We start from the raw sequence: 24,592 nt of genomic DNA, 5'->3' as shown, positions 1-24,592 counted from the left end.
AAAAACGCCAACTCAAGGTTGGCGTTTTAATTATCAGGCTAAAGGTGATTATTAAACTTTAGGGCCTGCGTTTTTAATTTCGTCAGATACGTCGTATTTAGCAAAATTTTCTGTGAAATCAGATGCTAGCTTAGCCGCATACTCTGCGTATTTAGCTTTGTCTTCCCAGGTATTGATTGGGTTAAGAAGCTTGCTATCTACGCCTGGCACTGCAACTGGTACGTATAGGTTTAGCACGTCAATGTGTTGGGTTTCTACACCGGCTAATTTTCCAGATACGATTGCATCCACAACAGCTCGTGTTGTTGGAATATCAAAACGCTTACCAATACCGTAAGGACCGCCAGTCCAACCAGTGTTAACTAGGTATACCTTGGCGCCAAATTCACGTACACGCTTCATTAGAAGCTCCGCGTATACACCCGCTGGACGTGGGAAGAATGGTGCACCAAAACAGGTTGAGAATGTTGATTCGATATCGCTGGTAGAGCCAATTTCAGTAGAGCCAACTTTTGCTGTGTAACCGCTTAGGAAATGAAACGCTGCCGCTTCTTCGCTAAGGATTGATACTGGAGGTAATACGCCGCTTACATCACAGGTTAAGAATACCACTGCTTTTGGCTCGCCTGCGCGGTTCTCTACTTTGCGTTTTTCAACGTGTTCAAGCGGGTAAGCTGCGCGGCTATTTTGCGTTAGGCTGGTATCATGAAAATCAGGAACGCCTTTGTCATCAAGGACAACGTTCTCTAGGATAGTTCCAAAGCGGATTGCATCCCAGATAACAGGCTCATTCTTTTGTGAAAGGTCGATACACTTAGCATAACAACCACCTTCGATGTTGAATACACTGCCAGGTGCCCAGCCGTGTTCGTCATCACCGATTAAAAAGCGAGTTGGATCGGCGGATAAAGTTGTTTTACCGGTACCAGATAGACCAAAGAATAATGCTGTATCGCCAGCTTCACCTACGTTAGCTGAGCAGTGCATTGGTAGCACGCCTTTTGCTGGTAGTAGGAAGTTTTGCACTGAGAACATTGATTTTTTCATTTCACCGGCATAACGCATACCTGCAAGCAATACTTTACGTTGTGCAAAGTTGATAATTACTGTGCCATCACTGTTAGTGCCATCACGTTCTGGGTCACAAACAAATGAAGGTACATTCATTACCTGCCATTGGGGTAAATCAGATGCATTATAAGATTTAGGTTCGATAAACATATTTTTGGCAAAGATATGATGCCATGCAGTTTCTGTTGTAACAACAACAGGTAAATAATGCTCAGGATCAGCGCCTACTTCAAGGTGAGAGATGAAGTGGTCGTTGCTCTGCACATGTGCTTCTACACGTGCCCATAAAGCGTAAAATTTATCTGCATCGAAAGGGCGATTTACATTACCCCATTGGATTTCATTTTCAGTACTTGATTCTTGAACAATAAAGCGATCTTGTGGTGAACGACCAGTACGACGACCAGTGTTAGCAACAAAAGCTCCATTGGCGGCTAAAGTCCCTTCGCCACGACGGATCGCGTGTTCGACAAGTTCAGCTGCAGTTAGATCGACAAAACGAGTAGCGCTTGAAGTCATGTTTATACCTAAATTGTGTGAGATTGAACGGGATAGCTCTGGGGTTCTTGTTTCCCTTTAAGCTGTAATTATAGTAACAGATGGATTAGGGATATTCGAGCTTATCAAAGGCCTAAAAACACATATATTTAGTAAAAAACATGAATAATTTCAATGATACCGGTGTCATAAAAGTAATACAATTCATGACACCGGTATCAATTTTTGGCATAAAAAAACCGCAATAAATGCGGTTTGAATTTTGTTGGTTTTTTGAACAATGAGATTAGTTGAAAATACTTTTCACATCTTGTTCATTAAAAACGTAATCTTTTAAGCAATAATGGCAGCTAATTTTTACCTCACCATTTTCAATAACGTCATCTAATAAAGCTTGTTGACCTATATTAACGAGCGCAGTAATGGTTTTTTCTCTACTACAACCACATTTAAACTGGATTGCTTGCGGCTCGTAAACACGAGGATTGTCTTCATGATAAAGTCGAGTAAGCACAGTGGCAGCATCAAGCTCTAACAACTCTTCAGCTTTAATCGTATTGCTAAGTGCTTCAAGGTGAGTAAAGTCAGTAATCGACTTTTCTTTATTTACAGGTAACACCTGTAGTAGTAAACCAGCAGCTTTAGCATGACCTTGTGTTGTATCAGTTGCAAACCATAGACGTGTTTGTAGTTGCTCTGATTGTGCAAAGTAGGCTTCAAGACATGCTGCTAACGTGTCATGCTCAAGCGGAACTATACCTTGATAACGTTCACCTTTAGTTGGGGTGATTGTCAGTACCATCACACCGTTACCGATTAGTTCCTGGATGGTTGAGCCTGTTACTTCACCTTGCAGGCGGGCAATACCGCGCATATTTTGTTGATGATCACCGTTGATAACCGCATATTTTACCGGGCCATCACCTTGCAGTTGTACTGCTATATCACCTTCAAACTTTAATGTAGCTGTAAGTAGGCAGGTTGCGACTAGTAACTCGCCCAATAAAGCTTGCACTTGCACGGGGTAATTGTGATCGGCAATCATTTCATTATAAGCTTGCTCTATTTGTACGAGTTCGCCGCGGACGTCTAGTTGATCAAATGTATAACGATGAAGTAGATCTTGTTGCATGAGTGGCTTTACCTAACTTGATTTCATTTTTAAAAGTTCGCGTCTTTGCTTTTTATCTGGTTTACGGTCCGGATGAGGAGCAAAAAAGCTATTATTCTTGCGCGCGATGCTATTGGCTTCGCGTTTTTCGATACTTGCATCAGATTCGTGATACAAGGTTTGAGCAATGGGGGCACTTAAGCGTTTATCAAGCAATTTAAGTACAGTGATAACTTTTTCGTCAACTCCTTGAGCAAGTTTGATCACGGCATCTAGTTCGACTATTTTACTAGGTTTAGTGCGCTGGCCATTATAATGTACTTTGCCACCTTGCACCATGTCCCGTGCGATGGCGCGGGTTTTATAAAAGCGTGCAGCCCACAACCATTTGTCTAAACGGATACTAATAGTTTCATCTTTTGACGTGGTATTACGGGTGTTACTTTTTGACACAATTATACTCAATTAAAAGCGCGGCTCTGTAAGGTAAAATTTAGCATGAAACTTACCAACAAAGAAATAGTCGAAGTTTTTTACACTCAGCTTGAACGTTAATTTACCTTGTTTACAAAGTTTAATATTAGTGCGCTTGTTGAATGAAAAATGAAAAGGTACTATAGGCCAGCGATGAAACAGCAAATTAAAATAAGAAACGTCATTTATGGAACAGCGATTACAGCAGCTAAAACATTTAGTAAGTAAATTACCCCACGCTAAATTGAGTTGGGCGATAACGCTTTTAGCCGTTGTTTACATTGCCTTTTTAGCAGCGAAACTATTTTGGCTAACATGGCCAGCCCCGGTTAATTCGAGCCTTTCTCCAAGCTATATTAATAGCGTTACAGGTAAACCTGAACGGGTTAATACGCAATCAATTTTAGCACAAAACTTGTTTGGTAAAGCCGACGCAGCGCCTAAAAAACCAGCAAGCAAACAAACTCAAGTCATTAACAATGCGCCAGAAACTCGATTAAGCATTAATTTAACCGGTATTGTTGCGGTCAGCGGCAATGATCAAACAGGCTTGGCAATTATTGAGTCTCAAGGCCAACAATCAACTTATTTAGTAGATGATGTTGTACAAGGCACTCGCGCTAAGCTTGCTCAAGTATTACCTGATCGAGTAATTTTAGATGTCAGTGGCCGTTTTGAAACGTTAATGCTTGATGGCGTGGATTTTACCAAAACAGTATCAATGCCAGTACTTGCCGAACGTGAAAGTGATGAACCTGAACTCGATGAAGGTCCGCAAATGGACAGTGACCGTCAGATTGATGTAACAGCAAATCAAGAAGTAAAAGAAGCAATTATAGAGACCCGAGAAGAATTGTTAAAAGATCCCGGTAAACTATTTGACTATATTCGAGTATCTCAGGCTATGAAGGATGGTGAGCTTATTGGCTACCGTTTAAGCCCAGGTAAAGACCCTGCATTATTTACGCAGATGGGGTTACAAAATAACGATTTGGCTGTATCGATTAACGGCTATCAATTAACAGATTTAAAACAGGCCATGTCAGCCATTAATGAGCTGCGTAATAGTACCGATGCGAACATTACAATTGACCGTGATGGCGAGCAGATTGATGTGCAATTTAGCCTGCAATAACTTAGCTTTGGAGTTTTAATATAATGGTTCACGCGCTACACCTCAAAAAAATCAGAAAAGGGTTAGCTAAGTACGCAACACTTTTTTTTGTGGCTAGCTTATCTCTATCGGTGTCTGCCGTTGAGTATGCTGCAAACTTTAAAGGGACCGATATCAACGAGTTTATTAATATCGTTGGTAAAAATCTGAATAAGACCGTCATTATCGACCCGAACGTACGTGGTAAAGTAAACGTACGCAGCTATGAATTGATGGACGAAGCACTTTATTATCAATTCTTTTTAAATGTGCTAGAAGTTTACGGTTATTCAGCTGTTGAAATGGATAACGGCATATTAAAGATTGAAAAAAGCTCTGATGCTAAAAAATCAAACGTACCGTTAGTCACTGAAGACGACCAAGCGCGCGGTGATATGATGATCACTCGTGTCGTACGTGTAAAAAATGTTAGCGTACAAGAACTAGGTCCATTAGTGCGTCAGTTTAGCGACCAAAAAGATGGCGGTCATGTTGCCAACTTCAACGCAGCAAACGTCATGATGTTGACCGGTCATGCTGCCTCAGTAAACCGACTTGTTGAAATTATTCGCTCAGTTGACCAAGCCGGTGATAAGCGGGTTGATATTGTAAAGCTAAATTTTGCCACCGCTGATGATGTGGTATCTGTGGTTGATAATATTTACAAAGATAGCGGTAAAGGCAGTATCCCCGAATTTTTGATCCCTAAAGTCGTTGCAGATGGCCGTACTAATAGCGTGATTGTTAGTGGCGAAGGCCAAGCAAGAACGCGTGCTATTGAATTAATTAAACGCCTCGACGGTGAGTTACAAAGCCAAGGCAACACTAAAGTAATTTACCTTAATTACGCTAGCGCTGAAGATTTAGTGAAAGTGTTGCAAGGGGTTAGCAAAACGCTTGGTGAAGAAGGTCAAGGTGGGGCAACTAAAACCCGTAGCCGCAACCAAAACGAAACCAGTATCGAAGCTCACCCAGATTCAAACTCATTGGTCATTACTGCTCAACCTGACACTATGCGTTCATTGGAGTCAGTGATTGAACGGCTTGATATTCGCCGTGCCCAAGTACTCGTTGAAGCAATCATTGTTGAAGTAATGGAAGCTGATGGGATTAACTTTGGTCTGCAATGGATTTCAGAGCAAGGCGGTATGATGCAGTTTAATAACGGCACAACCGTTCCTGTTGGTTCTTTAGCTGTAGCTGCTCAGCAAGCTCGTGATAAAACAATTACTGATAGCGTTGTAGGCACTGACAATGCAGTAGTTACTCCTATTAAGAAAACTGTAGAAGGTGATCTTGGCCCGTTAGGTGCGTTGTTAGGGGGCATCAATGGATTGGCTATGGGGATTGTTAAAAACGATTGGGGCGCGATCATTCAAGCAGTCTCTACTGATACTAACTCAAATATTCTTGCTACGCCTTCGGTTACCACCATGGATAACGAAGAAGCATCGATGATTGTCGGTCAAGAAGTGCCGATCATTACTGGCTCGCAAACGGGTTCTAATAACTCTAATCCATTTCAAACTGTTGAGCGTCAAGAGGTGGGTGTAAAACTTAAAGTAACGCCACAAATAAATGATGGTTCAGCTGTACAGTTAACCATTGAGCAAGAAGTATCTGGCGTGAGTGGTACTACTTCGGTGGATATATCTATTAATAAACGTGCCATTAAAACCACGGTTATGGCTGATGATGGCGGCATGGTTGTGCTTGGTGGTCTAATTGATGAAGACGTGCAAGAAAGCGTCTCAAAGGTACCAATATTAGGTGATATTCCTATCCTTGGTCACTTATTCCGCTCAACCAGCACCAGCAAGCGTAAACGTAATTTAATCGTGTTTATTCGCCCTACCATTATCCGTGATGGCATTAAAATGAATAAATTGAGCCACAGCAAATATAACTTTATCCGTGGTGAGCAGTATAAACAAAAAGAAGATGGTATTGATTTAATGCCTCTAACCGATGTGCCAATCCTACCTGAGTGGAATGATGCATTAGTATTACCGCCAACGTATGAAGAATACTTAAGACAGCAAAATACAGATGAGCGCAATAATGACTGATGCAATCACTGAGATCACCGCAGAGCCCTCACAGCCGCTAAATAATAGCGAGCTGATGACCAGTAACGATTTAGTTGAACTGCCTAATAAGCGGCTACCATTTTCATATGCACGACGTGCAGGCATGTTATTAAGTAAAAATAATGATGACCGGGTGGTGTTCTATCGTGGTGAGCTTAACATTGATGCATTGTTAGAAGTGCGCCGCATTGCTGGGCATGGCTTTACGCTTGAACACTTAGCTGATGACAAGTTTGAGTTGTTATTAGAGGCATCGTATCAACGCGATAGTTCTGAAACCCAGCAAATGATGGAAGACATAGGTAACGAAGTTGATTTATTTTCACTGGCTGAAGATATGCCGCAAACGGAAGATTTGCTTGCCGGAGATGATGATGCACCAATCATTAAATTGATCAATGCGATGCTCAGTGAAGCGATTAAAGAAGGCGCGTCAGATATTCACATCGAAACCTTTGAGCAAGAGCTAGTGATCCGCTTTCGGGTTGATGGCGTGCTTAAAGAAGTGTTAAAGCCGAATCGTAAACTCGCTTCATTGCTAGTTTCGCGTATTAAAGTAATGGCGAAACTCGATATTGCAGAAAAGCGTATCCCGCAGGATGGTCGTATTAGTTTGCGTATCGCAGGACGTGCCGTTGATGTTCGGGTATCAACCATGCCATCAAGTTTTGGTGAGCGGGTTGTACTGCGTTTACTTGATAAAAATAACGCGCGTTTAAATCTTGAAGATTTAGGTATGACGCTGCGCAATCGTGAATTGTTCTCTGATTTGATCAGTAAACCGCACGGAATTATTTTGGTGACCGGTCCAACTGGTTCTGGTAAAAGTACCACGCTTTATGCGGGCATGAGCCAAATTAACTCTCGCGATCGTAATATTTTAACGGTTGAAGATCCAATCGAGTATGAAATCCCAGGTATTGGTCAAACTCAGGTAAATACTAAAGTTGATATGACCTTTGCCCGTGGCTTACGGGCAATCTTACGTCAAGATCCTGATGTAGTAATGGTTGGTGAAATACGTGACCTTGAAACCGCACAAATTGGCGTGCAAGCCTCACTTACAGGTCACTTAGTGATGTCGACATTGCATACCAATACCGCAGCAGGTGCTATCTCTCGTATGGAAGATATGGGGGTTGAACCCTTCTTGCTATCATCTTCTTTGTTAGGGGTGTTATCGCAGCGTCTAGTGCGAACTTTATGTAAGAGCTGTAAAGAAGGTCATGTTGCAGATGAGCGCGAGTGTGAATTGCTCGGCGTACCATTTGTAAATCCGCCGACTATTTACCGAGCCGTTGGCTGTGAAGAGTGTAACTTTAATGGTTACCGTGGTCGTACCGGTATTCATGAATTACTGGTAGTTGATGAAACTGTTCGCGAACTTGTTCACAGTGGTAAAGGTGAGCAAAGTGTTGAAAAGTACATTCGCAAACATACCCCAAGTATTCGCCAAGATGGCTGTAGTCGCGTATTAGCCGGTAAAACCACCCTTGAAGAAGTATTACGTGTAACGCGTGAGGAAGGTTAACAATGGCAGCATTTGAATATCGCGCGCTCGATGCTCGCGGCAAAGAGAAAAAAGGTATTCAAGAAGCGGATACCGCGAAACAAATTCGCCAATCTTTACGTGAACAAGGTCTTACGCCGCTCGAAGTTGTGCCCGCCGCAGAGGGTGATAAACAAGTTAAAGGTGAAAAAAGCTCGCCATTTGGCAGCTTTTTTAAAGCGAAAATATCTACCTCAGATCTCGCTTTGATCACTCGCCAACTCGCTACACTCATTCAATCGGCGTTACCGGTTGAAGGGGCGGTAATGGCGGTGGCTGAGCAGTGTGAAAAGCCGCGTATGAAGCGTATGTTAATGTCGGTGCGTTCAAAAGTTGTTGAAGGTTATACCTTGGCTGATGGCATGTCTGAGTTTCCACATGTATTTGATAATTTATACCGCGCTATGGTAGCTGCGGGTGAAAAATCAGGTCACTTAGATGCTGTATTGAACCGTTTAGCCGATTACACGGAACAACGTCAACACATGCGTAGTCAAATCACACAAGCGATGGTGTATCCGGTGATATTAGTAATATTTGCCATTGGTATCGTTTCAATATTACTAGGTACTGTAGTGCCTAAAATATTGAAGACATTTGAAAAGTCAAAGCAGGTTTTACCTTGGACGACTGAATGGGTAATGGCTGCTAGTAACTATGTGCAAAATTATTGGTTCATTACTTTAGTATTATTTACCGCGACAGTGATTGGTGTTAAACATGCGCTAAAACAGCCTAAGATCCGCTTTTGGTATGATTCGAAAATTTTGATGATGCCGGGCATTGGCAAAGTTGCTCGTAGTATTAATACCGCCAGATTTGCTCGTACACTGAGTATCTTGTCATCAAGTTCAGTGCCGTTACTCGAGGGAATGCGTATTTCTGGTGGCGTATTGATCAACGAGAAAATTAAAAAAGCAGTGGCGGATGCCGCAACCCGCGTTAGTGAAGGGGCAAGTTTAAGAGCGTCCTTACAACAAACAAAATTATTCCCACCGATGATGCTGCATATGATCGCCAGTGGGGAGAAATCAGGTGAGCTCGAGCAAATGCTAGAGCGTGCTGCAAACAATCAAGACCGTGAATTTGAAACCATGGTAAATGTCTCGCTAAAACTCTTAGAGCCTGCGATGATAGCGTCCATGGCGGTTATTGTATTGTTTATCGTAATGGCCATATTACAACCTATTATGGCAATGAATAAAGCGATTGGACTTTAACTATTTTAGGGATTTCGTAATGCATTTTTACCGTGTTACGATAGTTAATTATTAAGAACAACAGAGGTATGTACGTGAATAAACAAGCAGGTTTCTCATTACTCGAAGTTATGGTGGTACTGGTTATCATTGGCATGATCATGTCAATCGTGGCACCCAATATTATGGGTCAGCAAGAAGAAGCGGCACTTGATAAAGCGCATCTTGATATTCAGCAGCTTGAAGATGCTATGAGTCTTTATAAATTAAAGAACAAAGCGTACTTAACCACTGAGCAAGGCCTTGAAGGGTTAGTGACTAAAACTAGCGTAGAGCCAGTACCAAAGCGTTTTCCTGAAGGTGGCTTTATTTCTAAATTACCAGAAGATCCATGGGGAAATCCGTACCAGTTAATCAGCCCAGGTGAAGTTGGTAAATTTGATTTGTTTTCAATGGGACCCGATGGCGAAGTGGGTACTGATGACGACATTGGTAACTGGGATGAAGAAAAATAATAATGCATCTTAGTATAAAGGCGTTTTTATACCCAGCACCGAGCTTAGCATGATGTTAAGTCGGACTAAGTTGCGCCTTGCAAAGCTAAAGTCACCGATGCGTGGCTTTAGCTTAATTGAAATTTTGGTTGTGCTGGTGGTGATCGCCTTCGCCACTAAAATGGTGGTATATAGTCTTGATGGCGGTGTTGAAGATGAATTGGACAAACAAGCACTGAGACTGCATACCACCATTAATATGGCTTCTGAATTTGCAATCTTAAATCAGCTTGAATTAGGTTTTCAGCTTGATAAAGATACCTTAGAGTTTTTAGTGTTTGATGGTGAAAAATGGATCACCTTCGACCGAGAAAAGCTGTTTGCGCCGATGACTGTTGATGAACGTCTTAAGTTGACACTTAATCTAGAAGATCTCGCATGGGCTCAAGATAATCTACTCGAGCAATCCAATTGGCGCGAGTTAATGAGTGGCGGTGATGATGATAGCTTACTCGAATTGCAAAAAATGAAAATCCCGCAAGTGCTAATTTTATCTTCTGGTGAGGTGAGCGCATTTCAACTTATCTATGAATTAAAAGATGAAAAAGAACCTGTGTATTTCATCGAAGGGGAATTTTCCGCACCGGTTAACTTACGCAGAGAGCCAGAATAATGTATCGCAGGTCTAAAGGTTTTACTTTACTTGAGGTTATGGTGGCGCTGAGTATTTGCGCCATGGCTGGGATTGCCGCCATGCAAGCGACAGCTGAGCATATTAATCATTTATCAAGCCTTGAAGAGCAAACCTATGCCTCTTGGGTGGCTGAGAATGTAATGATTGAACAGCGTACTCTCGGCGATAAGTGGCAAGGCAAAAATGGCGCAAAAGGCACGGAAACAATGGCTGGTATAGAATGGTATTGGCGTCAAGATACCGAAGCGACAGCAGATAAAAGTTTTGTAAAAGTGACTATTAATGTATTTAGCGATGAAAAGTTAGAGCACTCGGTTTATGAGCTCATCAGCTATTTAAATAAAGGTAGCAAATAAGTGAAGCAGCGCGGTTTTACACTATTAGAAGTGATGGTAGCGCTGGGGATTTTAGCATTCGTCGTGTTAGCTACTCACCAAATTCTTGATTCGACCACCAAAGCGAAAGATGCATCAGACGAAAAAATTGCAGAATTGAATGGTTTGCAAACGACCTTTAGGTTAATGGATCAAGATTTCAGCCAAATGACTAAACGTGCCGTGCGCAATGAAGCCGGTGATGTGCAAGAACAATATCTACTTGCTGGGCGTTACACCATTAATAGCCAGTATGATGGTATTGCCTTTGTGCGAGATGGCTGGGTAAACCCAATTAATTTGTTACCGCGCTCAGAGCTACAAGCAGTGGGTTATCGTGTTATTGATGACAACCTTGAGCGTATATATCGGGTTTATGTTGATCAACTCGATAACCTTGAGCCGCGAGTGCAAGTTATTCTTAAAGATATCGAAGATCTTAAATTTGAATTTTTAGATGAAAAAAATGAATGGCAAGAGCAGTGGCAGGGCAAGTCATTGCCAAAAGCTGTGGCGGTCACATTGCAACAAATTGATGAAGAACCAATAAGACGCGTTTTTTTAGTACCGGGTAATGGAAAGATGGGAGGTTTAAATGAACCATAAATCCCAACATGGCGCCGCGCTTATAATTGTCTTATTTATTGTTGCCTTGGCATCAATTTTAGCCGTAGAGATGAGTGCTAACTTGCTTGTTCAAGTTCAAAAAAGTACCAACATACAAGGCCATCAGCAAGCCAAGTGGTATGCCTATGCAGCAGAAGAGCTGGCTATTAAAGCGTTATTACAAAGCAAAAAAGATGACCCTGAAAAAACCACTTTAAAACAAATTTGGGCGCAACAAGGCGATATTCCTTATCCGGTCGATAATGGTACCTTGCAAGGCAAGATCACGGACTTACAGGCTTGTTTAAATCTCAATGCATTACGTGTTAAAGCGCCACAAGCGGGTAGTACTGATAAAACCAATCCTGCGCACACCGCGTTATTAGCGCTATTAGAAAATATTGAGGACTTGCCAGCAGAAGAGTCGGAAGAAGCCATGGCTGACAGTGTTTACGACTGGCTCGATGAAGATAGTATTACTTATCGTTCTGGTGCTGAAGAAGATGAGTATTTATCGCGTAAATCACCATATATGACAGCGAATAGTTTTTTTGCATCAAGCTCAGAGCTGCGTTTGGTTAAAGGGTTTAATCCATTAGTGATGGAAAAAATCTTGCCATACGTATGCGTGATCCCAGGTAGCGAATTGTTAGCAATTAATGTCAATACAATCGCTCCTGAACAGGCATTATTATTGAGTGCATTGATTGATGGTTTGAGTGAGTCAGGTGCGCAAAGTGTGCTATCAGTCCGGCCAGAAGAAGGCTTTAATAATATTGAAGAATTTTTTGAACAAGTGAATCAACAAGGGGCTCAAAATGTTAAGTCTGTTGAAAAACTGTTCACCATAAATAGCGAATATTTTAAACTACAAGCGCAGGCTAAATTTGTCGATCTGCGTTTTTCGATGACCACATTACTGCATGCCAAAGATGGCGAAGTAACTATACTGGCGCGAAAATTTGGAGGCGTACAGTGACAGAAATACTGTTGATCCGCACGGGTCAAACTCAACAAGAAAGTATTAATTGGCTGATTTACTCACCATTAGAACAAGAAATAATTGCCAGTGGCGGATTGCCGAACGCTGAGCAACTGAGTGAGTTAGTTGAAAAAGCACAGAATCGTGAAGTTGTGGTATTACTGCCATGTGATCAGGTGCAACTAAAAACCGTAATCCTGCCGACCAAATGGAATCGTAAGCTTGAGCAAGCGCTCCCATATATGCTCGAAGAAGAGATTGCATGTGACGTAGATGACTTATTTATCGCGATTGCTGAGCCTACTATGGTCGGTGACAAGCACGCCATTAAAGTTGCCATGACTGACCGAGAATGGTTTGAAACTTGGTTAGCTGTATTTGCTGAACATGAAATTGCAGTGTTAAAACTGTTACCCGATGCATTATTGCTTCCTACTGCGGAACATGAGGGATTAAGCGTTATTGAGCTTAATAACCAATGGCTATGTAAGCAAGGCTCATGGCGGATAAGTGCTGTAGAGCAAAGCTGGTTGGCTGAGTATTTAACTGCTTTAGGTCACCCTGATGTTGCACATTACAGCCCTGCCTCGCAATTTCCAGAAACGGTTAATCTTACGGCGCATACCGATGCTTATGATTTGCCGCTGGCGTTATTTGCTAAACAATTACCTGAGATAAGATTCAATCTTCGCCAAGGCCAATATCAACTGAAAAAGAAAAGCGCATTATGGTGGGCGTATTGGCAAGGTGCCGCCATTGCAGCGAGTGTCGCGTTAGTTGGCTCTGTGGCAGTAAAAAGTCTTGAATTGTATCAGTTAAATAGTGAGCTTGAAGTCGCTAAAACACAAGTGGTTGAGCGCTATCAAACGGCCTTTCCGGGGAAAACAGTTCGTCCGCATTTGATTAAAAACCAAATTCAGGGTGAATTGGCTAAATTAGAGGGTGGCAGCAGTGCCGGCTTCCTAGATTTAACGAATGAGCTGGTGGGTGTATTTAGCCAAGTGCAAGAGTTTACTCCTGAGACATTGCGTTATGATCAACGCCGCAATGAACTTAGAGTTCGTGCTCGCGGAAAAGATTTTCAAACCTTTGGCAAAGTTAAAGCAATTCTTGAACAACGCGGATTAACTGTAGACCAAGGCTCATTAAATAATGATGGCGACTTTGTAGTCGGTGAAATAAAGCTACGAGGTGCTGCATGAAACAACAACTTTTAAAACATTGGCGTGGCTTAAAAGAGCAAGAGCAACAGTTGGTGATGGTCGCTGGGGTAATTTTTGTTATTTTTATCTTAGTTATGGGTATTTTTAGACCACTAAACAACGCAATAGCTGAAGCTGAAAAAAACCAAGTTAAACAGCAAGAATTATTAGCGTGGGTTGATAACAGTATTGTTAAACTCAAAGCGGGTAGTGCGCGTGCTGTTACAAGTGACCAAAACTTGAGTCAAATAGTTAATGCTAGCCGCGCTCGCTACGATATAACCATAAGCAAAATGCAGCCTAGCGATAATTCATTAAGATTAACCATCGACTCGGTACAGTTTAATAAGCTCATAGAATGGCTTGATGAACTGGTAAACACTAAAGGCGTATTGATTGAAAATTTAGATCTCAGTCGCGATGATAAACCAGGCTACGTGCGCGTTAGCCGACTGGTATTAGAGAAGTAAAGAATGAAAAAAATAGCGATTCTTATAGTAATATTTTTCTTCGGTTTTATCTTTTTTGCACTATTAAAAACGCCAGCTGTAGTTGCGCTTAATTTAGCAAATCCTTATCTACCTAAAGATCTGCAAATAGGTAAAGCATCGGGTAGCATTTGGCAGGGTAGAATCATGCAGCTGCGCTATCAAGATGAACAGATTAATAATTTAAACTGGGATATTTCTGGTTGGGCATTATTCACCGGACAGCTTACAGGCAGTGTAAAGTTTGGTGATCCGCGACAGACCAGTGAACTGTCAGGACGCGGTGACTTTAGTTATGGTTTACTTGATCAAGTAGTTGCATTAAATGATGCTACATTGCGTTTGAGTGTTGAACGTGCGATGCAGCGTTTGCAGTTGCCATTACCTATTAATGCTAAAGGCAGAGTAATTGTTGAGTTAGATGAATATCTCTCAGGAGCGCCTTATTGTGATGCATTAAAAGGTGAAATCGCCAGTCCAAACATCGATGTGCAAGGATTGTCTGGCTGGTTTAGCGTTGGTCCATTAAGTGGCAAGTTAAGCTGTAAGTCGGGCGATATAGCCGTGTTAGTTGATCCTGAAAACCGCTTAGGCTTAGCGGCTGATGCAACCTTAAAAGCAAACATGGACTTTAAAGTGGCTGGATATATCAAGCCAGAAGCATCACTACCAAAAGAAGTACACGATGCCGCCAAATTTTTAGGCCGTGCAGATAGTGATGGCCGTTATCCATTAAATTTTTAAACAAGGCTGAATTGTTTTATGCAAATTCCTGAATTTACACAGCAACATGGCCAGCAGTTAAGTACGTATTTAGCGAGCCGCAATGGCGCCATGACATTTGTGCAGAGCCAAGGTTACTTATTTGCGGTTATTTGCTCTCCTGAGCCATTAGACGTACACGAGTGGCTTGAGCAGATAGTGCCAGATGCACACGGCCAGCTAGAAGAACAAACATTATTTGCATTTATGGCTTTGTATCATCAGATCAGTGAGCAAGTTTATGAAACAGGTTTTAAGCTCCCTGTAAGTTTACAGGTGAGTGATCAAGACGACAGCTACCTAGATTTGCATGAATGCCAGCAATGGTGTCAGGGTTTTGTTCAGGGAGCACAGGTGTATATTGATAAGCTAATGCAAGCTGATGCACTGACAACAGACTTAACTGATGCATTGCAAACCGCTTACGCCAGTTTAGGCTTTTTTGCTTTAGAGGCCCAGCTTATCACAACAATTGCCCAGCAAAATCAGCTTAGTGAAATACAACTATGCCAGCAACAGTATGAACTAATGGGAGATTTTGCATTAGGATTTGCTGAGTTAATAGAAATTATCGCGGTGCAAAGTGGTTTGTACGCAGATGAAGAAGATGGTTGGAGTTAGCATTATGCTAAATCCAACACAATTTCAGTACAGCCCTTAGGGCATTTAGCAACCCCTTGGCCGGGTTGCTGAGTCTTTAAATCTAACGTTAATATGCCTTGGCATACTTCACATTTAACCGTTTGCCCTTTCGCCAGCTTCTTCAGTAGGTTTTTATGTTGGTTAAACGATGCGCTGCTTTTTTTTGTTAAAGCTGAAAAATCCACTATTTACCTCTGCGCTCAGCCAATGATGTTGAGACGATGTCACACACTGTATTTAAACGATCTTCATAAAAATATAAGTTGAGATCTTTACTGCGGCAGTAACGAGTATGGAATAGCTGCAGCTGTTCATCAGTTTGCATGGTTTCTTCTAAATACTCTAACTCGCTTTCTGAAAGTGTTAGTTCTGACTTGATGCGGTTTTTTGCCATGCTCGCAGCGGGTCCACGGTTAATGTTGCTAGCACTACTTAATAGCCCTACACCTTCTCCTAATAACTTTTCTCGAGGTTCTTTTATCATTGGATGATCAATTGTGAATAACGCAAGTATCACTACAACTAGTACAAGGAATTTTTTCATATGTGAGTAAACTTTGATCTGAACGGGTACGAATTAGGCACCAGTGTAATAAAATGCCCCTTTGTAAAGCAAGCAAGTTAGGTGAATAAATTATTATCAATGAATATCAGCTTTTTTGAGGAGAGTTGGTATAATGACAGAGAACAATTAGATTTTTCAGAAATCTCTGAACTTTTACAGCACAGTAGTTCAGTTTGCACTATTTTTAAATGTAAGCTTAGTTGTTAGCTATCTAAATAGCGTTATATGATTGTTTGACTTTCATTCTCCAAGCGGCGTTGAGGAACTTCGATGGACAAGCAAATAAAAGTAAAAAATATTCCTAGTGAGGTCAAGATCGAAAAGCCCGATCTCTATGCTCAACAGGATAGATTTAATCCCCGCAATCGCATTTATGTACGTGCGGTTAAAGGGTTACATCAACTATTAAGACAGCGCATTGGTTTTCTTGGTATGTTGGCGTTCATGGCGCTGCCATGGATAAACTTTAATGACCAACAAGCGGTGTTATTTGACCTCATTGGTCAAAAATATAACATTTTTGGGCTAACTCTATGGCCACAAGATTTTACTATTCTTGCTTTTATTCTGATGCTTGCTGCATTCGCGTTATTCTTAGTGACCACCTTTTACGGTCGGGTATGGTGTGGCTATACGTGCCCGCAAACAGTCTGGACGTTTATTTTTATTTGGTTTGAAGAAAAGTTCGAAGGGACAGCGAATCAACGCAAGAAGCTTGATCAGCGACCAATGGACTTTGATAAATTTTGGCGTAAGACAGCCAAGCATACAGGTTGGATAGCTTTTTCTTTATACACCGCACTTACCTTTGTTGGTTATTTCACACCTATTCGTCAGCTGTTACCGGATTTTGTTACTTTTGATGTAGGTGGCTATGCGCTGGTTAGCATTATCGTATTTACTGTATGTACTTATGGTAATGCTGGATGGATGCGCGAAATTATGTGCTTGCATATCTGCCCGTATTCGCGCTTTCAATCTGCAATGTTTGATAAAGATACCTTCACAGTAAGCTACGATGAAAAACGTGGTGAAAATCGTGGGCCACGTAGTCGTAAACAAGATCGAGAAGAGCTTAGCTTAGGTGACTGTATTGACTGTAATTTGTGCGTACAAGTATGCCCAACAGGGATCGATATTCGCAATGGTCTGCAAGCTGAATGCATTAACTGTGGCGCCTGTATCGATGCCTGCGACGGAGTAATGGATAAGATGAATTATCCGCGCGGGCTTATCTCATATACCACTGAGCGTAACCTAGAAACGCCAGAGAATAAAACCAATCCTCTGCGCGCTAAGATTATTGGTTATATTGTTATATTAGTGGTGCTCAGCGCAGCGCTGGTAACGAATATTGTGATGCGTAAGCCAATGGACTTAGATATTATTCGCGATCGAAATCAACTCTATCGAGTCGATTTTAATGGGCTTGTCGAAAATACCTACACACTCAAAGTGATCAACAAAGCACAATACGAGCAAACCTTTAATATTAAGGTGGTAGGACTGGAGAACTTTAAGTACATAGGTAAGCAAACTTTTACCGTGCAAGCGGGCGAATCGCATAACGTGCCATTATCATTGGTGATGGATCCGTATGATTTGAAAGCGCCTATGACCGAGTTTAATTTTGTATTATCGCCAGTGGACAATCCAAGTTCACAAATTTCGCAGCCGAGTAACTTCTTTAAAGCGCGATAGTTAAGTACACTGATAACAAATAAAAAGCGGGATTTTCCCGCTTTTTTTATAATTGATGAGAATTATGAGTAAATTTAGTTTTGTTGACCTCACCCCGGATTCGATTTTAGATGCGGTCGAAAGTATTGGTATTTACGCAGAGTCTGGCTTATTAGCACTGAATAGTTACGAAAACCGTGTCTATCAATTCAAAGCTGAAGATGGCCTACGTTATGTGGTGAAATTTTATCGCCCCGAGCGCTGGAGTAAGGCACAAATACTCGAAGAGCATAGCTTTGCATTTGAATTGGCTGATGCTGAAGTGCCTGTAGTTGCGCCGATACAGCGTAATGGCGAAAGCTTATTTGAGCATAATGGTTATCTATTTACTTTGTTCCCAAGTGTCGGGGGGCGCATCTTTGAAGTTGATAATCTTGATCAGTTAGATGTGTTAGGACGCTTGATTGGTCGAATGCATCAAGCAGCTAAAGCCAATGTTTTTAGCGAACGTCCGGTCATAGGGTGTGACGAGTATCTAGATACAGCTAAAATTCAGTTACAAAACAGTAATCTGGTGCCTAGCAGTTTAACTACCGCGTTTTATACTATTTTGGATATGGTGATCGCTAAAACGAAATCGCTTTACCAGCAGGTGGATACTATACGTTTACATGGTGATTGCCATGCCGGTAATATTCTGTGGGCCGGTGATGCGTTGATGTTTGTTGATTTGGACGATAGTCGTCAAGGGCCTGCGATTCAAGATTTATGGATGATGCTCAGTGGCGATCGAAACAATCAACTGTTACAGTTAGATACCTTAGTGACTGCCTATGAAGAATTTTGTGATTTTGATCACACTCAACTCAAATTAATTGAACCATTACGGGCAATGCGTATGATTCATTATATGGGGTGGCTAGCTAAACGTTGGGAAGATCCGGCATTTCCGCGGAACTTTTCATGGTTTGCTGATGACAAATACTGGGAGCAACAAATTTTAGCGCTGAAAGAGCAGTATTCTGCACTTCAAGAGCCGCCGCTGAAGTTGCTGCCTAACTAATTATTAAAAATATCTGAAACGAGAGTCCAATGCTTAAAAAACTAAAATTGAGTTTACTACTGTTATGTTTACCTTTTGCTGCGATGGCTGCAGATTTTAAAGCTGGTGAGCACTATGACGTACTAAAAATTGAAAAAAGTAAAACCTCACAAGTAACAGAGTTCTTTTCATTTTATTGCCCGCACTGTTTTAAGTTTGAAGCTGTAGCTAAAGCAATGGAAAAAAGCTTGCCTGCAGGTACTGAGTTTGTAAAAAACCATGTCAACTTTTTAGGTGGTTTAGCGCCAGAAGTGCAAAGTAATTTGAGCTATGCATATATCATCGCTAAACAGCATAACAAAGGTGAGCAAGTTGCAGATCAAATGTTTGACAGCATTCATATAAAACGTGCTCCACTCAATAACATTAAAGACGTCAAAGCATTACTTGCAGTAAATGGTATTGATAGCGATACCTTTGATAAAGATATTGCCAGCATGCCTGTGATTGCGGCGGAAAAAGCCATGCAAGACAAGCAAAATAAGTTTTCACAAATGGGAGCCTTAACCGGTGTACCAACGTTTATCGTTAATGATAAATATAAAATCAATATCAATACCATCAAGAGCCAAGAGCAGCTTGATGAGTTAGTTGCCTTTTTATTACAACAATAAGCTATTAAAACAATAATTTTTGGAGTTTTTACCGATGATCAAATTAGTTAAAGCAGGACTAATAGCGTTGACGCTTGGGTTTGCTACAAACGCCGCCGCGATTCAATATGACGAAGGGACGCATTATGAAACGATTGATGCACGCGCAACTAAAAAGCCAGAAGTTAAAGAATTCTTCTCATTTTACTGCCCACACTGTAATGTTTTTGAATCAATTGTTGCTGAATTAAAGCCGCTACTAAATGAAGGTATTACTTTTAAGAAAAGCCATGTTGACTTTTCGGGTCCGCGTAACCCAGAAATTCAAACGATGTTAGCACAAGCTTACGCTACGGCAACTGTATTACCACAACAAGATGCACTAATTAGCGCTATTTTCAACCATATCCATGGCAAGCGAGCAAACATCAATGAGCTTGCTGATATGAAAGATATCTTTGTTGCTCAAGGTGTAGCTGCTGATGATTTTGATAAGTTTTACAACAGCTTTACAGTAAGAACCAAGGTATCCAAAATGAAGCGTGATCAAGAATATTTTAAACAAAAAGGTGCTTTGAAAGGTGTGCCTACCTTTATTGTAAACGGTAAGTACCGTGTTATTGTTGGTGGTGATTCAGGTATTAAAGATGCTAAAAGTATGGCTGATCTAATTAATTACTTAGCTGCTAAATAGAGCGGTTTAGTGTTTATTGTAAAAAAGCTCCGTACGCGGAGCTTTTTTGTTGCAGGTGGTAAGAAATGCATAAAATACTGGTTTCAAGTTGCTTACTTGGTGCTCCCGTGCGCTACGATGGTAGCGGACAACAGTTACTCCATCCGCAGCTAATCGCATGGCAGCAGCAGGAACGTATAGTCGCTTTTTGTCCTGAGATTGCTGGTGGTTTATCCACTCCTAGAGATCCTGCTGAAATCGTCAACGGTAAAGTGATTACCAATACTGGTGATGATGTGACACCGGAATTTCAGCTAGGTGCAAAACAAGCATTACGCCTTTGCCAACAGTACAATATTCGTTTTGCGCTATTAAAGGAATCAAGTCCTTCTTGTGGTCGTAATACAATTTACGATGGCTCGCACAGTGGTATTAAGGTGGTTGGAATGGGATTAACGGCTTCGCTATTAGAAAAGAATGGTATTAAAGTCTTTAGTGAGCAGCAAATGCCAGCGCTAGTAAAAGCACTGGCATAGATACTTTACAATTTACGTTGTAAAAATACCCCTGATTCAATGTGGTGGGTATATGGAAATTGGTCAAAAATCGCAAACCGTTTAACTTCATGAGTGCGAGTTAGGTGCTCTAAATCACGCTCAAGCGTATCAGGGTTACATGAGATATAAATAATACTCTCGTAGTTAGCCACCAAATCACATGTTAGTGTATCCATGCCTGCGCGCGGCGGATCAACTAAAATGGTCTGACAATCATAGCTGCTTAAGTCAATCCCTTCTAAACGTGAGAAGGTTCGTTCGCCTTTCATAGCTTGAGTAAACTCTTCGCTCGACATACGAATGATATCTAAGTTAGTTACGTTATTTTTAGCAATATTATACTGCGCTGAGTGTACTGACGATTTAGAAATTTCGGTTGCTAATACACGATTAAACGAACCAGCTAAGGCAATTGAAAAGTTACCGTTACCACAATAGAGCTCTAGTAAATCATTTTTTAGTGGTTTACATAAGTCTTGTGCCCACTCCAGCATCTTAATGTTTACTTTAGCATTTGGCTGCGTAAAGCTGTTTTCAACTTGTTGGTAAATAAGTTGCTGGCCATTAACTGTTAAACGCTCAGTAACAAAATCATCACCGAGTACTTCTTTTTGTTTGCGAGCACGCCCAATAAAATCAATTTTAAAGCGCTCACTCAATGATTCTTTTAGTGACTTGATAGCTGCTAGCCATTCTTCGTCGAGTGGTTTGTGATAAAGCAGACTCACTAAAATCTCACCGCTTAAACTAGAAAGATAATCTATTTGGAATAATTTACGACGCAAGACTTCACAGCCTTTAAGATTATCGATCATTGCCTGCATTACTTCCCCAATTAGCGGCGCTGCAGGGTCAAACACATCGACTCTGATTTTGTCTTTGGTGGCTTGATCAAACATAATGTGGAATAACTCATCGCCATCGTGCCATACTCTAAATTCAGCGCGTTGACGGTAATGAATTGGCTCAGAGGCAAAGACTTCTAATTGTTCAACACCAAAGCGTTGGAATTGCGCAATGATACGTTGCTCTTTTTCATTTAACTGTGCGTCGTATCCTTTTGTATCGATCTTTATAACCGCCATTACCTACTACCTTATTTCATTATGCTGTTTATCGGCGCTATTGTAGGGGGCAGGGATTATTTGTCTAGGGTCTGTTTATCTTTCTAGGTTAATTTTGCAGCTGTGCGTTTGGTTTTTAGGCAAGGCAGAGCCTATGTAGTGTGGTTATTCCCCATAAATAGGCGATAACGTAGCATAAATGCCAAACGCGCGCTGCCCGAAGGGTTCTGCCTAGGGGCGATTAACTCTTTGTTACTTACATGGATGTAAGTAAGGGGCGTGAGCAGGACGCGGAAGCTTTGCTCAATTTTTACTTAGCCCACTAGGTTACAAATCTCGCGCCGCGATTAAATCGCCCCGAGGTTGAACAAATTTTAATCCTTAAAGGTCAACAGGCCCTAATTTTGAGAAATAGCAAATGCTGTTTTTTTGTACATTTTACTTTAGTTATTTATTTTTGGGCCGATACTTAAGTAAGCAAAAATAGGAGTCGGATCATGAAAATTGGCAACTTTGGCTTTGTTCCAAACAACAACGTCAATAAATACAGTAACAAAGCTGCATTACAGCAACCTACAATACAGTCGCCTCAAGATAGTTACCAGCAACGTGGTAAAGAATTAGCAGCAAAAGTGTTAGGTGACAAAATGGCTGAGGCTTTAGGCTTACCTGTCGCGGAAGAGAAAAAAGACAAGCCACTATTTGATTTTGAAGAAATCGTCAAAAACGTTTTGGACTTTGTAACTGGTGCCGTTAAGAAAGCGCAAGTCAATGGAGCCGATAATGAAAAACTCAAAGGTATGCTTAGTGATGCACGCAAAGGTGTGCAAACAGGTATTGATGATGCTTATGGTGAATTAAAAGATACCGGTATTCTAAACGACGAAATTGAGCAGGGCATAGAAAAATCCAAAGAAGGTATTTTTAATGGCCTGGATGAGTTTGAAGAGGATTTATTTAACCCTAAACCGGATTCTGTCAGTGTTACTCAAGCACAGTATTTAAGTTTAAGTAATAATGCTCAGTATAACTTCACCACTGCAGAAGGTGACGAAGTGAGTATTAGTTTTGCTGATGCATTTAAACAGCAATCAGCCAGTAGTTATCAGCGTAATGGTCAAAATGAAGGTTATGCCAGTGCATCATCACAATCGCGGGAGTTATCATTTAGCATGTCAGTAAATGGTGACTTAAACGAAGATGAACAAAAGGCTATTAATGCAATGATGGAAGACTTGCAAAATGTTAGTAAAACATTTTTTGGTGGTGATTTGGAACAAGCCTTTGAACAAGCACAAGAGCTCAACTTAGGCAACGAACAGCTAGTCGCGTTTTCAATGGACTTAAAGCAAACTAAAACGTATGCAGCAATAAAAGGCTATGAAGAGAATAAACCAACACCAGAGAAAGCTGTGGCTGAAAAAATAGCTCCATTTAATGACGATCTAAAAAATGCCTTTAATAAAGCGGGTGATCTTGGTTTGCAAAATGAACTGTCAGGCATTTTACAATGGTTAAATCAAGACCAAGAGGAAATAGGCAAATTAGTCGACTATACAAAATCAATGTTTGAGCAAATGAATAAATTGCGCTCAGCAGCACTAGAGAGTGAAGCATAAGCTTTATTTTCAGTATACCGCGTGGCAAACTGCTCAGCTTAGTTATTATAAGGAGCGAGTTGTTTGTCACCTCATATCATGGTTTTTGATTCGGGCATTGGTGGTACCACAGTGCTGAAGCATATTCAGCAATACATACCTGATGGCCGTTATAGTTATTTTATGGATAACGCCTACCTACCTTATGGAAAGCTGAGTCAACAAACCATAATTCAGCGCCTCAGCGGATTATTAATTTTTATAGAAACACAACAATTACACGTTGATGTGTTAGTTATTGCTTGTAATACCGCATCTACTTCAGCACTGAGCGCACTTCGCGAATTAACCACGATACCGATCGTCGGTGTAGTACCTGCAATTAAACCCGCCGCTTTATTATCTAAGTCACAGCATATTGCCTTATTGGCCACACCAGCAACAGTACAAAGTAGTTATACACAACAGTTGATAAGCCAGCATGGTCAAGCTGTCACAGTACATTTATATGCTAGTGTTGAACTTGTAACGTTGGCGGAACAAACATATCGAAGTAAAAAGATTATCCAAGACAAACTAGTTGCAGAGCTCGATAGTCTCGCTATTGATAATAGAGTGGATGTAGTCGTGTTAGGTTGTACGCATTTCCCAATTTTAGCAAAAGGTTTGAATGAGTATTTTAACAGCACTGTATTATTACTTGATTCCGGCGTAGCAATAGCCAAACGGGTGTGTGCAATACTCAAAGAGCATAATATAGCTTGCAGTGATGAGCTTGATGTTAATTGTACAGGCAAGAAAAAGCCGCTACGTTATTACGCAACGGCTTCTATTTATGTTGATAAGCAACCGGTGGAGCTAGTTACGCTGATTGATCCGACTCAGAACGAAAAGAGTTAGATTCATCATCTTGTTTTTGTTTTGCTTCACGAACTTTCAATGTACGTTGTTGGAACTCGCTATCGTTTAATTTTGCAATAGCATTATCAGCATCTAGCTCTGCCATTTCAACAAAGCCAAAGCCACGACGTTTGCCAGTATTTTTATCCTTTAATAGGCGTACATTAAACACTTTACCTTGTTCTTCAAATAAAGCGCGAACTACACCTTCATTTGCACGATAAGGAAGATTGCCCACATAAAGTGTTTTTGTTTTTACTTCGGCTTCTTCTACATCGCCAGATGACATTGCAGCTATAACTACACCACCAATTAATAAACCAGCACCAAATAACAGTGCAGGACTTAATTGTAGGCTCGAAAGCGCAAAATTAACTATAACGAAACCAATAACAGCAAGGATAACTGAAGAGATAAGAGATTTTTGATCGGGTAATTTCATTTTGATCTACCAATAAACAGGAAATAAAC

27 protein-coding genes are annotated in these 24,592 nt (G+C 41.1%); 20 read left to right on the top strand and 7 right to left on the bottom strand.

What is annotated here, in order from left to right:
• Positions 1-51: 51 nt before the first annotated feature.
• The 3 genes from H5232_RS17390 to hslR all read right to left on the bottom strand — a co-directional run bounded on the left by H5232_RS17390 (position 52) and on the right by hslR (position 3,136).
• Positions 52-1,590, bottom strand: a complete 1,539-nt coding sequence (locus tag H5232_RS17390) for a phosphoenolpyruvate carboxykinase (protein ID WP_182831240.1) — start codon at positions 1,588-1,590, stop codon at positions 52-54.
• A gap of 265 nt (positions 1,591-1,855) precedes the next feature.
• The gene (gene hslO / locus H5232_RS17385) at positions 1,856-2,701 is read right to left on the bottom strand and encodes an Hsp33 family molecular chaperone HslO (protein WP_149983376.1); all 846 of its coding nucleotides are present in this window, start codon (positions 2,699-2,701) and stop codon (positions 1,856-1,858) included.
• Positions 2,702-2,713: 12 nt separating this feature from the next.
• Positions 2,714-3,136, bottom strand: a complete 423-nt coding sequence (hslR, locus tag H5232_RS17380; RefSeq protein ID WP_404676548.1) for a ribosome-associated heat shock protein Hsp15 — start codon at positions 3,134-3,136, stop codon at positions 2,714-2,716.
• 205 nt (positions 3,137-3,341) lie between these two features.
• On the opposite strand from hslR, the gene gspC reads away from it, so the two are divergent.
• The 13 genes from gspC (at position 3,342) to H5232_RS17315 (ending at position 15,368) form a co-directional block, all read left to right on the top strand.
• Positions 3,342-4,289 carry a type II secretion system protein GspC gene (gene gspC, locus H5232_RS17375; protein ID WP_182719498.1) on the top strand — a complete coding sequence of 316 codons (948 nt, stop codon included), beginning with the start codon at positions 3,342-3,344 and terminating at the stop codon, positions 4,287-4,289.
• Between the two features lie 23 nt (positions 4,290-4,312).
• Positions 4,313-6,376 (top strand): type II secretion system secretin GspD, encoded by a 2,064-nt coding sequence (gene gspD, locus H5232_RS17370; RefSeq protein ID WP_182740661.1) that lies wholly within the window; start codon positions 4,313-4,315, stop codon positions 6,374-6,376.
• A complete protein-coding gene (gene gspE / locus H5232_RS17365; protein WP_145242764.1) occupies positions 6,369-7,928 on the top strand; it encodes a type II secretion system ATPase GspE in 1,560 nt (519 codons plus the stop codon). Before gspD ends, gspE begins: the two co-directional genes overlap by 8 nt.
• 2 nt (positions 7,929-7,930) lie before the next feature.
• Positions 7,931-9,166, top strand: a complete 1,236-nt coding sequence (gene gspF / locus H5232_RS17360; protein ID WP_145242766.1) for a type II secretion system inner membrane protein GspF — start codon at positions 7,931-7,933, stop codon at positions 9,164-9,166.
• 74 nt (positions 9,167-9,240) lie between these two features.
• Positions 9,241-9,660, top strand: coding sequence for a type II secretion system major pseudopilin GspG (gene gspG, locus H5232_RS17355; protein WP_145242768.1), 420 nt, complete (start codon positions 9,241-9,243; stop codon positions 9,658-9,660).
• 52 nt (positions 9,661-9,712) lie between these two features.
• Positions 9,713-10,312: a prepilin-type N-terminal cleavage/methylation domain-containing protein gene (locus H5232_RS17350; RefSeq protein ID WP_404936406.1), complete on the top strand. Its 600-nt coding sequence runs from the start codon at positions 9,713-9,715 to the stop codon at positions 10,310-10,312.
• Complete coding sequence (gspI, locus tag H5232_RS17345) at positions 10,312-10,689, top strand: type II secretion system minor pseudopilin GspI (protein ID WP_145242773.1); 378 nt, start codon at positions 10,312-10,314, stop codon at positions 10,687-10,689. Before H5232_RS17350 ends, gspI begins: the two co-directional genes overlap by 1 nt.
• Entirely contained in the window at positions 10,690-11,313 is a 624-nt protein-coding gene (gspJ, locus tag H5232_RS17340; RefSeq protein ID WP_182732554.1) for a type II secretion system minor pseudopilin GspJ, read from the top strand. It abuts the gene before it with no gap.
• Positions 11,303-12,292 carry a type II secretion system minor pseudopilin GspK gene (gene gspK / locus H5232_RS17335; protein WP_145242776.1) on the top strand — a complete coding sequence of 330 codons (990 nt, stop codon included), beginning with the start codon at positions 11,303-11,305 and terminating at the stop codon, positions 12,290-12,292. Before gspJ ends, gspK begins: the two co-directional genes overlap by 11 nt.
• The gene (gene gspL, locus H5232_RS17330) at positions 12,289-13,497 is read left to right on the top strand and encodes a type II secretion system protein GspL (RefSeq protein ID WP_182768225.1); all 1,209 of its coding nucleotides are present in this window, start codon (positions 12,289-12,291) and stop codon (positions 13,495-13,497) included. The genes gspK and gspL overlap by 4 nt, the downstream gene beginning before the upstream one ends.
• Positions 13,494-13,967 (top strand): type II secretion system protein GspM, encoded by a 474-nt coding sequence (gspM, locus tag H5232_RS17325; RefSeq protein WP_182768226.1) that lies wholly within the window; start codon positions 13,494-13,496, stop codon positions 13,965-13,967. Before gspL ends, gspM begins: the two co-directional genes overlap by 4 nt.
• A 3-nt stretch (positions 13,968-13,970) precedes the next feature.
• A complete protein-coding gene (locus H5232_RS17320; protein ID WP_182768227.1) occupies positions 13,971-14,729 on the top strand; it encodes a type II secretion system protein N in 759 nt (252 codons plus the stop codon).
• An 18-nt stretch (positions 14,730-14,747) separates the two neighbouring features.
• Entirely contained in the window at positions 14,748-15,368 is a 621-nt protein-coding gene (locus tag H5232_RS17315; RefSeq protein ID WP_182768228.1) for a UPF0149 family protein, read from the top strand.
• Positions 15,369-15,370: 2 nt separating this feature from the next.
• Here H5232_RS17315 and H5232_RS17310 read toward each other — a convergent pair whose 3' ends face one another.
• Positions 15,371-15,574, bottom strand: coding sequence for a hypothetical protein (locus H5232_RS17310; RefSeq protein WP_145242786.1), 204 nt, complete (start codon positions 15,572-15,574; stop codon positions 15,371-15,373).
• A complete protein-coding gene (locus H5232_RS17305; RefSeq protein WP_145242788.1) occupies positions 15,574-15,933 on the bottom strand; it encodes a hypothetical protein in 360 nt (119 codons plus the stop codon). Before H5232_RS17305 ends, H5232_RS17310 begins: the two co-directional genes overlap by 1 nt.
• A 291-nt stretch (positions 15,934-16,224) precedes the next feature.
• Between H5232_RS17305 and ccoG the strand changes: the two genes are divergently transcribed.
• From ccoG to H5232_RS17280, 5 genes are all read left to right on the top strand, one after another.
• Positions 16,225-17,655, top strand: a complete 1,431-nt coding sequence (gene ccoG, locus H5232_RS17300) for a cytochrome c oxidase accessory protein CcoG (protein WP_145242790.1) — start codon at positions 16,225-16,227, stop codon at positions 17,653-17,655.
• Between the two features lie 64 nt (positions 17,656-17,719).
• The gene (locus H5232_RS17295; RefSeq protein ID WP_145242793.1) at positions 17,720-18,697 is read left to right on the top strand and encodes a serine/threonine protein kinase; all 978 of its coding nucleotides are present in this window, start codon (positions 17,720-17,722) and stop codon (positions 18,695-18,697) included.
• A 29-nt stretch (positions 18,698-18,726) separates the two neighbouring features.
• The gene (locus H5232_RS17290) at positions 18,727-19,350 is read left to right on the top strand and encodes a thiol:disulfide interchange protein DsbA/DsbL (RefSeq protein ID WP_145242795.1); all 624 of its coding nucleotides are present in this window, start codon (positions 18,727-18,729) and stop codon (positions 19,348-19,350) included.
• A 34-nt stretch (positions 19,351-19,384) separates the two neighbouring features.
• The gene (locus tag H5232_RS17285; protein WP_149983390.1) at positions 19,385-20,023 is read left to right on the top strand and encodes a thiol:disulfide interchange protein DsbA/DsbL; all 639 of its coding nucleotides are present in this window, start codon (positions 19,385-19,387) and stop codon (positions 20,021-20,023) included.
• A 65-nt stretch (positions 20,024-20,088) separates the two neighbouring features.
• Positions 20,089-20,538: a DUF523 domain-containing protein gene (locus H5232_RS17280; protein ID WP_145242799.1), complete on the top strand. Its 450-nt coding sequence runs from the start codon at positions 20,089-20,091 to the stop codon at positions 20,536-20,538.
• Positions 20,539-20,543: 5 nt separating this feature from the next.
• On the opposite strand, the gene trmA is transcribed toward H5232_RS17280, so the two are convergent.
• Complete coding sequence (gene trmA / locus H5232_RS17275; protein ID WP_182831239.1) at positions 20,544-21,644, bottom strand: tRNA (uridine(54)-C5)-methyltransferase TrmA; 1,101 nt, start codon at positions 21,642-21,644, stop codon at positions 20,544-20,546.
• 476 nt (positions 21,645-22,120) lie between these two features.
• On the opposite strand from trmA, the gene H5232_RS17270 reads away from it, so the two are divergent.
• Together H5232_RS17270 and murI are read left to right on the top strand one after the other, a co-directional pair.
• Positions 22,121-23,242, top strand: a complete 1,122-nt coding sequence (locus tag H5232_RS17270) for a DUF5610 domain-containing protein (protein ID WP_149983391.1) — start codon at positions 22,121-22,123, stop codon at positions 23,240-23,242.
• Between the two features lie 63 nt (positions 23,243-23,305).
• Positions 23,306-24,121: a glutamate racemase gene (gene murI / locus H5232_RS17265; protein ID WP_182831238.1), complete on the top strand. Its 816-nt coding sequence runs from the start codon at positions 23,306-23,308 to the stop codon at positions 24,119-24,121.
• On the opposite strand, the gene H5232_RS17260 is transcribed toward murI, so the two are convergent.
• Positions 24,084-24,563 carry an RNA-binding protein gene (locus H5232_RS17260; RefSeq protein ID WP_145242807.1) on the bottom strand — a complete coding sequence of 160 codons (480 nt, stop codon included), beginning with the start codon at positions 24,561-24,563 and terminating at the stop codon, positions 24,084-24,086. The two genes, murI and H5232_RS17260, sit on opposite strands and share 38 nt — an antisense overlap.
• Positions 24,564-24,592 lie beyond the last annotated feature (29 nt).

The sequence above is a fragment of the Pseudoalteromonas sp. SG41-5 genome, from assembly GCF_014164495.1.
Classification (GTDB): domain Bacteria; phylum Pseudomonadota; class Gammaproteobacteria; order Enterobacterales; family Alteromonadaceae; genus Pseudoalteromonas; species Pseudoalteromonas rhizosphaerae.
The sequence above is the reverse complement of the archived record's forward strand: the minus strand, read 5'-3'. Positions and strand labels throughout refer to the sequence as shown.

Bases quoted from the DNA above. Each gene is read 5' to 3' on its own strand.
- gspM (WP_182768226.1), top strand. From the start codon at position 13,494: ATGAAACAACAACTTTTAAAACATTGGCGTGGCTTAAAAGAGCAAGAG.
- H5232_RS17290 (WP_145242795.1), top strand. From the start codon at position 18,727: ATGCTTAAAAAACTAAAATTGAGTTTACTACTGTTATGTTTACCTTTT.
- hslO (WP_149983376.1), bottom strand. From the start codon at position 2,701: ATGCAACAAGATCTACTTCATCGTTATACATTTGATCAACTAGACGTC.
- H5232_RS17280 (WP_145242799.1), top strand. From the start codon at position 20,089: ATGCATAAAATACTGGTTTCAAGTTGCTTACTTGGTGCTCCCGTGCGC.
- H5232_RS17305 (WP_145242788.1), bottom strand. From the start codon at position 15,933: ATGAAAAAATTCCTTGTACTAGTTGTAGTGATACTTGCGTTATTCACA.
- H5232_RS17260 (WP_145242807.1), bottom strand. From the start codon at position 24,563: ATGAAATTACCCGATCAAAAATCTCTTATCTCTTCAGTTATCCTTGCT.
- H5232_RS17320 (WP_182768227.1), top strand. From the start codon at position 13,971: ATGAAAAAAATAGCGATTCTTATAGTAATATTTTTCTTCGGTTTTATC.
- H5232_RS17315 (WP_182768228.1), top strand. From the start codon at position 14,748: ATGCAAATTCCTGAATTTACACAGCAACATGGCCAGCAGTTAAGTACG.
- H5232_RS17295 (WP_145242793.1), top strand. From the start codon at position 17,720: ATGAGTAAATTTAGTTTTGTTGACCTCACCCCGGATTCGATTTTAGAT.
- trmA (WP_182831239.1), bottom strand. From the start codon at position 21,644: ATGGCGGTTATAAAGATCGATACAAAAGGATACGACGCACAGTTAAAT.
- ccoG (WP_145242790.1), top strand. From the start codon at position 16,225: ATGGACAAGCAAATAAAAGTAAAAAATATTCCTAGTGAGGTCAAGATC.
- gspD (WP_182740661.1), top strand. From the start codon at position 4,313: ATGGTTCACGCGCTACACCTCAAAAAAATCAGAAAAGGGTTAGCTAAG.
- gspK (WP_145242776.1), top strand. From the start codon at position 11,303: ATGAACCATAAATCCCAACATGGCGCCGCGCTTATAATTGTCTTATTT.
- H5232_RS17390 (WP_182831240.1), bottom strand. From the start codon at position 1,590: ATGACTTCAAGCGCTACTCGTTTTGTCGATCTAACTGCAGCTGAACTT.
- gspF (WP_145242766.1), top strand. From the start codon at position 7,931: ATGGCAGCATTTGAATATCGCGCGCTCGATGCTCGCGGCAAAGAGAAA.
- gspE (WP_145242764.1), top strand. From the start codon at position 6,369: ATGACTGATGCAATCACTGAGATCACCGCAGAGCCCTCACAGCCGCTA.
- H5232_RS17270 (WP_149983391.1), top strand. From the start codon at position 22,121: ATGAAAATTGGCAACTTTGGCTTTGTTCCAAACAACAACGTCAATAAA.
- gspC (WP_182719498.1), top strand. From the start codon at position 3,342: ATGGAACAGCGATTACAGCAGCTAAAACATTTAGTAAGTAAATTACCC.
- H5232_RS17350 (WP_404936406.1), top strand. From the start codon at position 9,713: ATGTTAAGTCGGACTAAGTTGCGCCTTGCAAAGCTAAAGTCACCGATG.
- gspI (WP_145242773.1), top strand. From the start codon at position 10,312: ATGTATCGCAGGTCTAAAGGTTTTACTTTACTTGAGGTTATGGTGGCG.
- H5232_RS17285 (WP_149983390.1), top strand. From the start codon at position 19,385: ATGATCAAATTAGTTAAAGCAGGACTAATAGCGTTGACGCTTGGGTTT.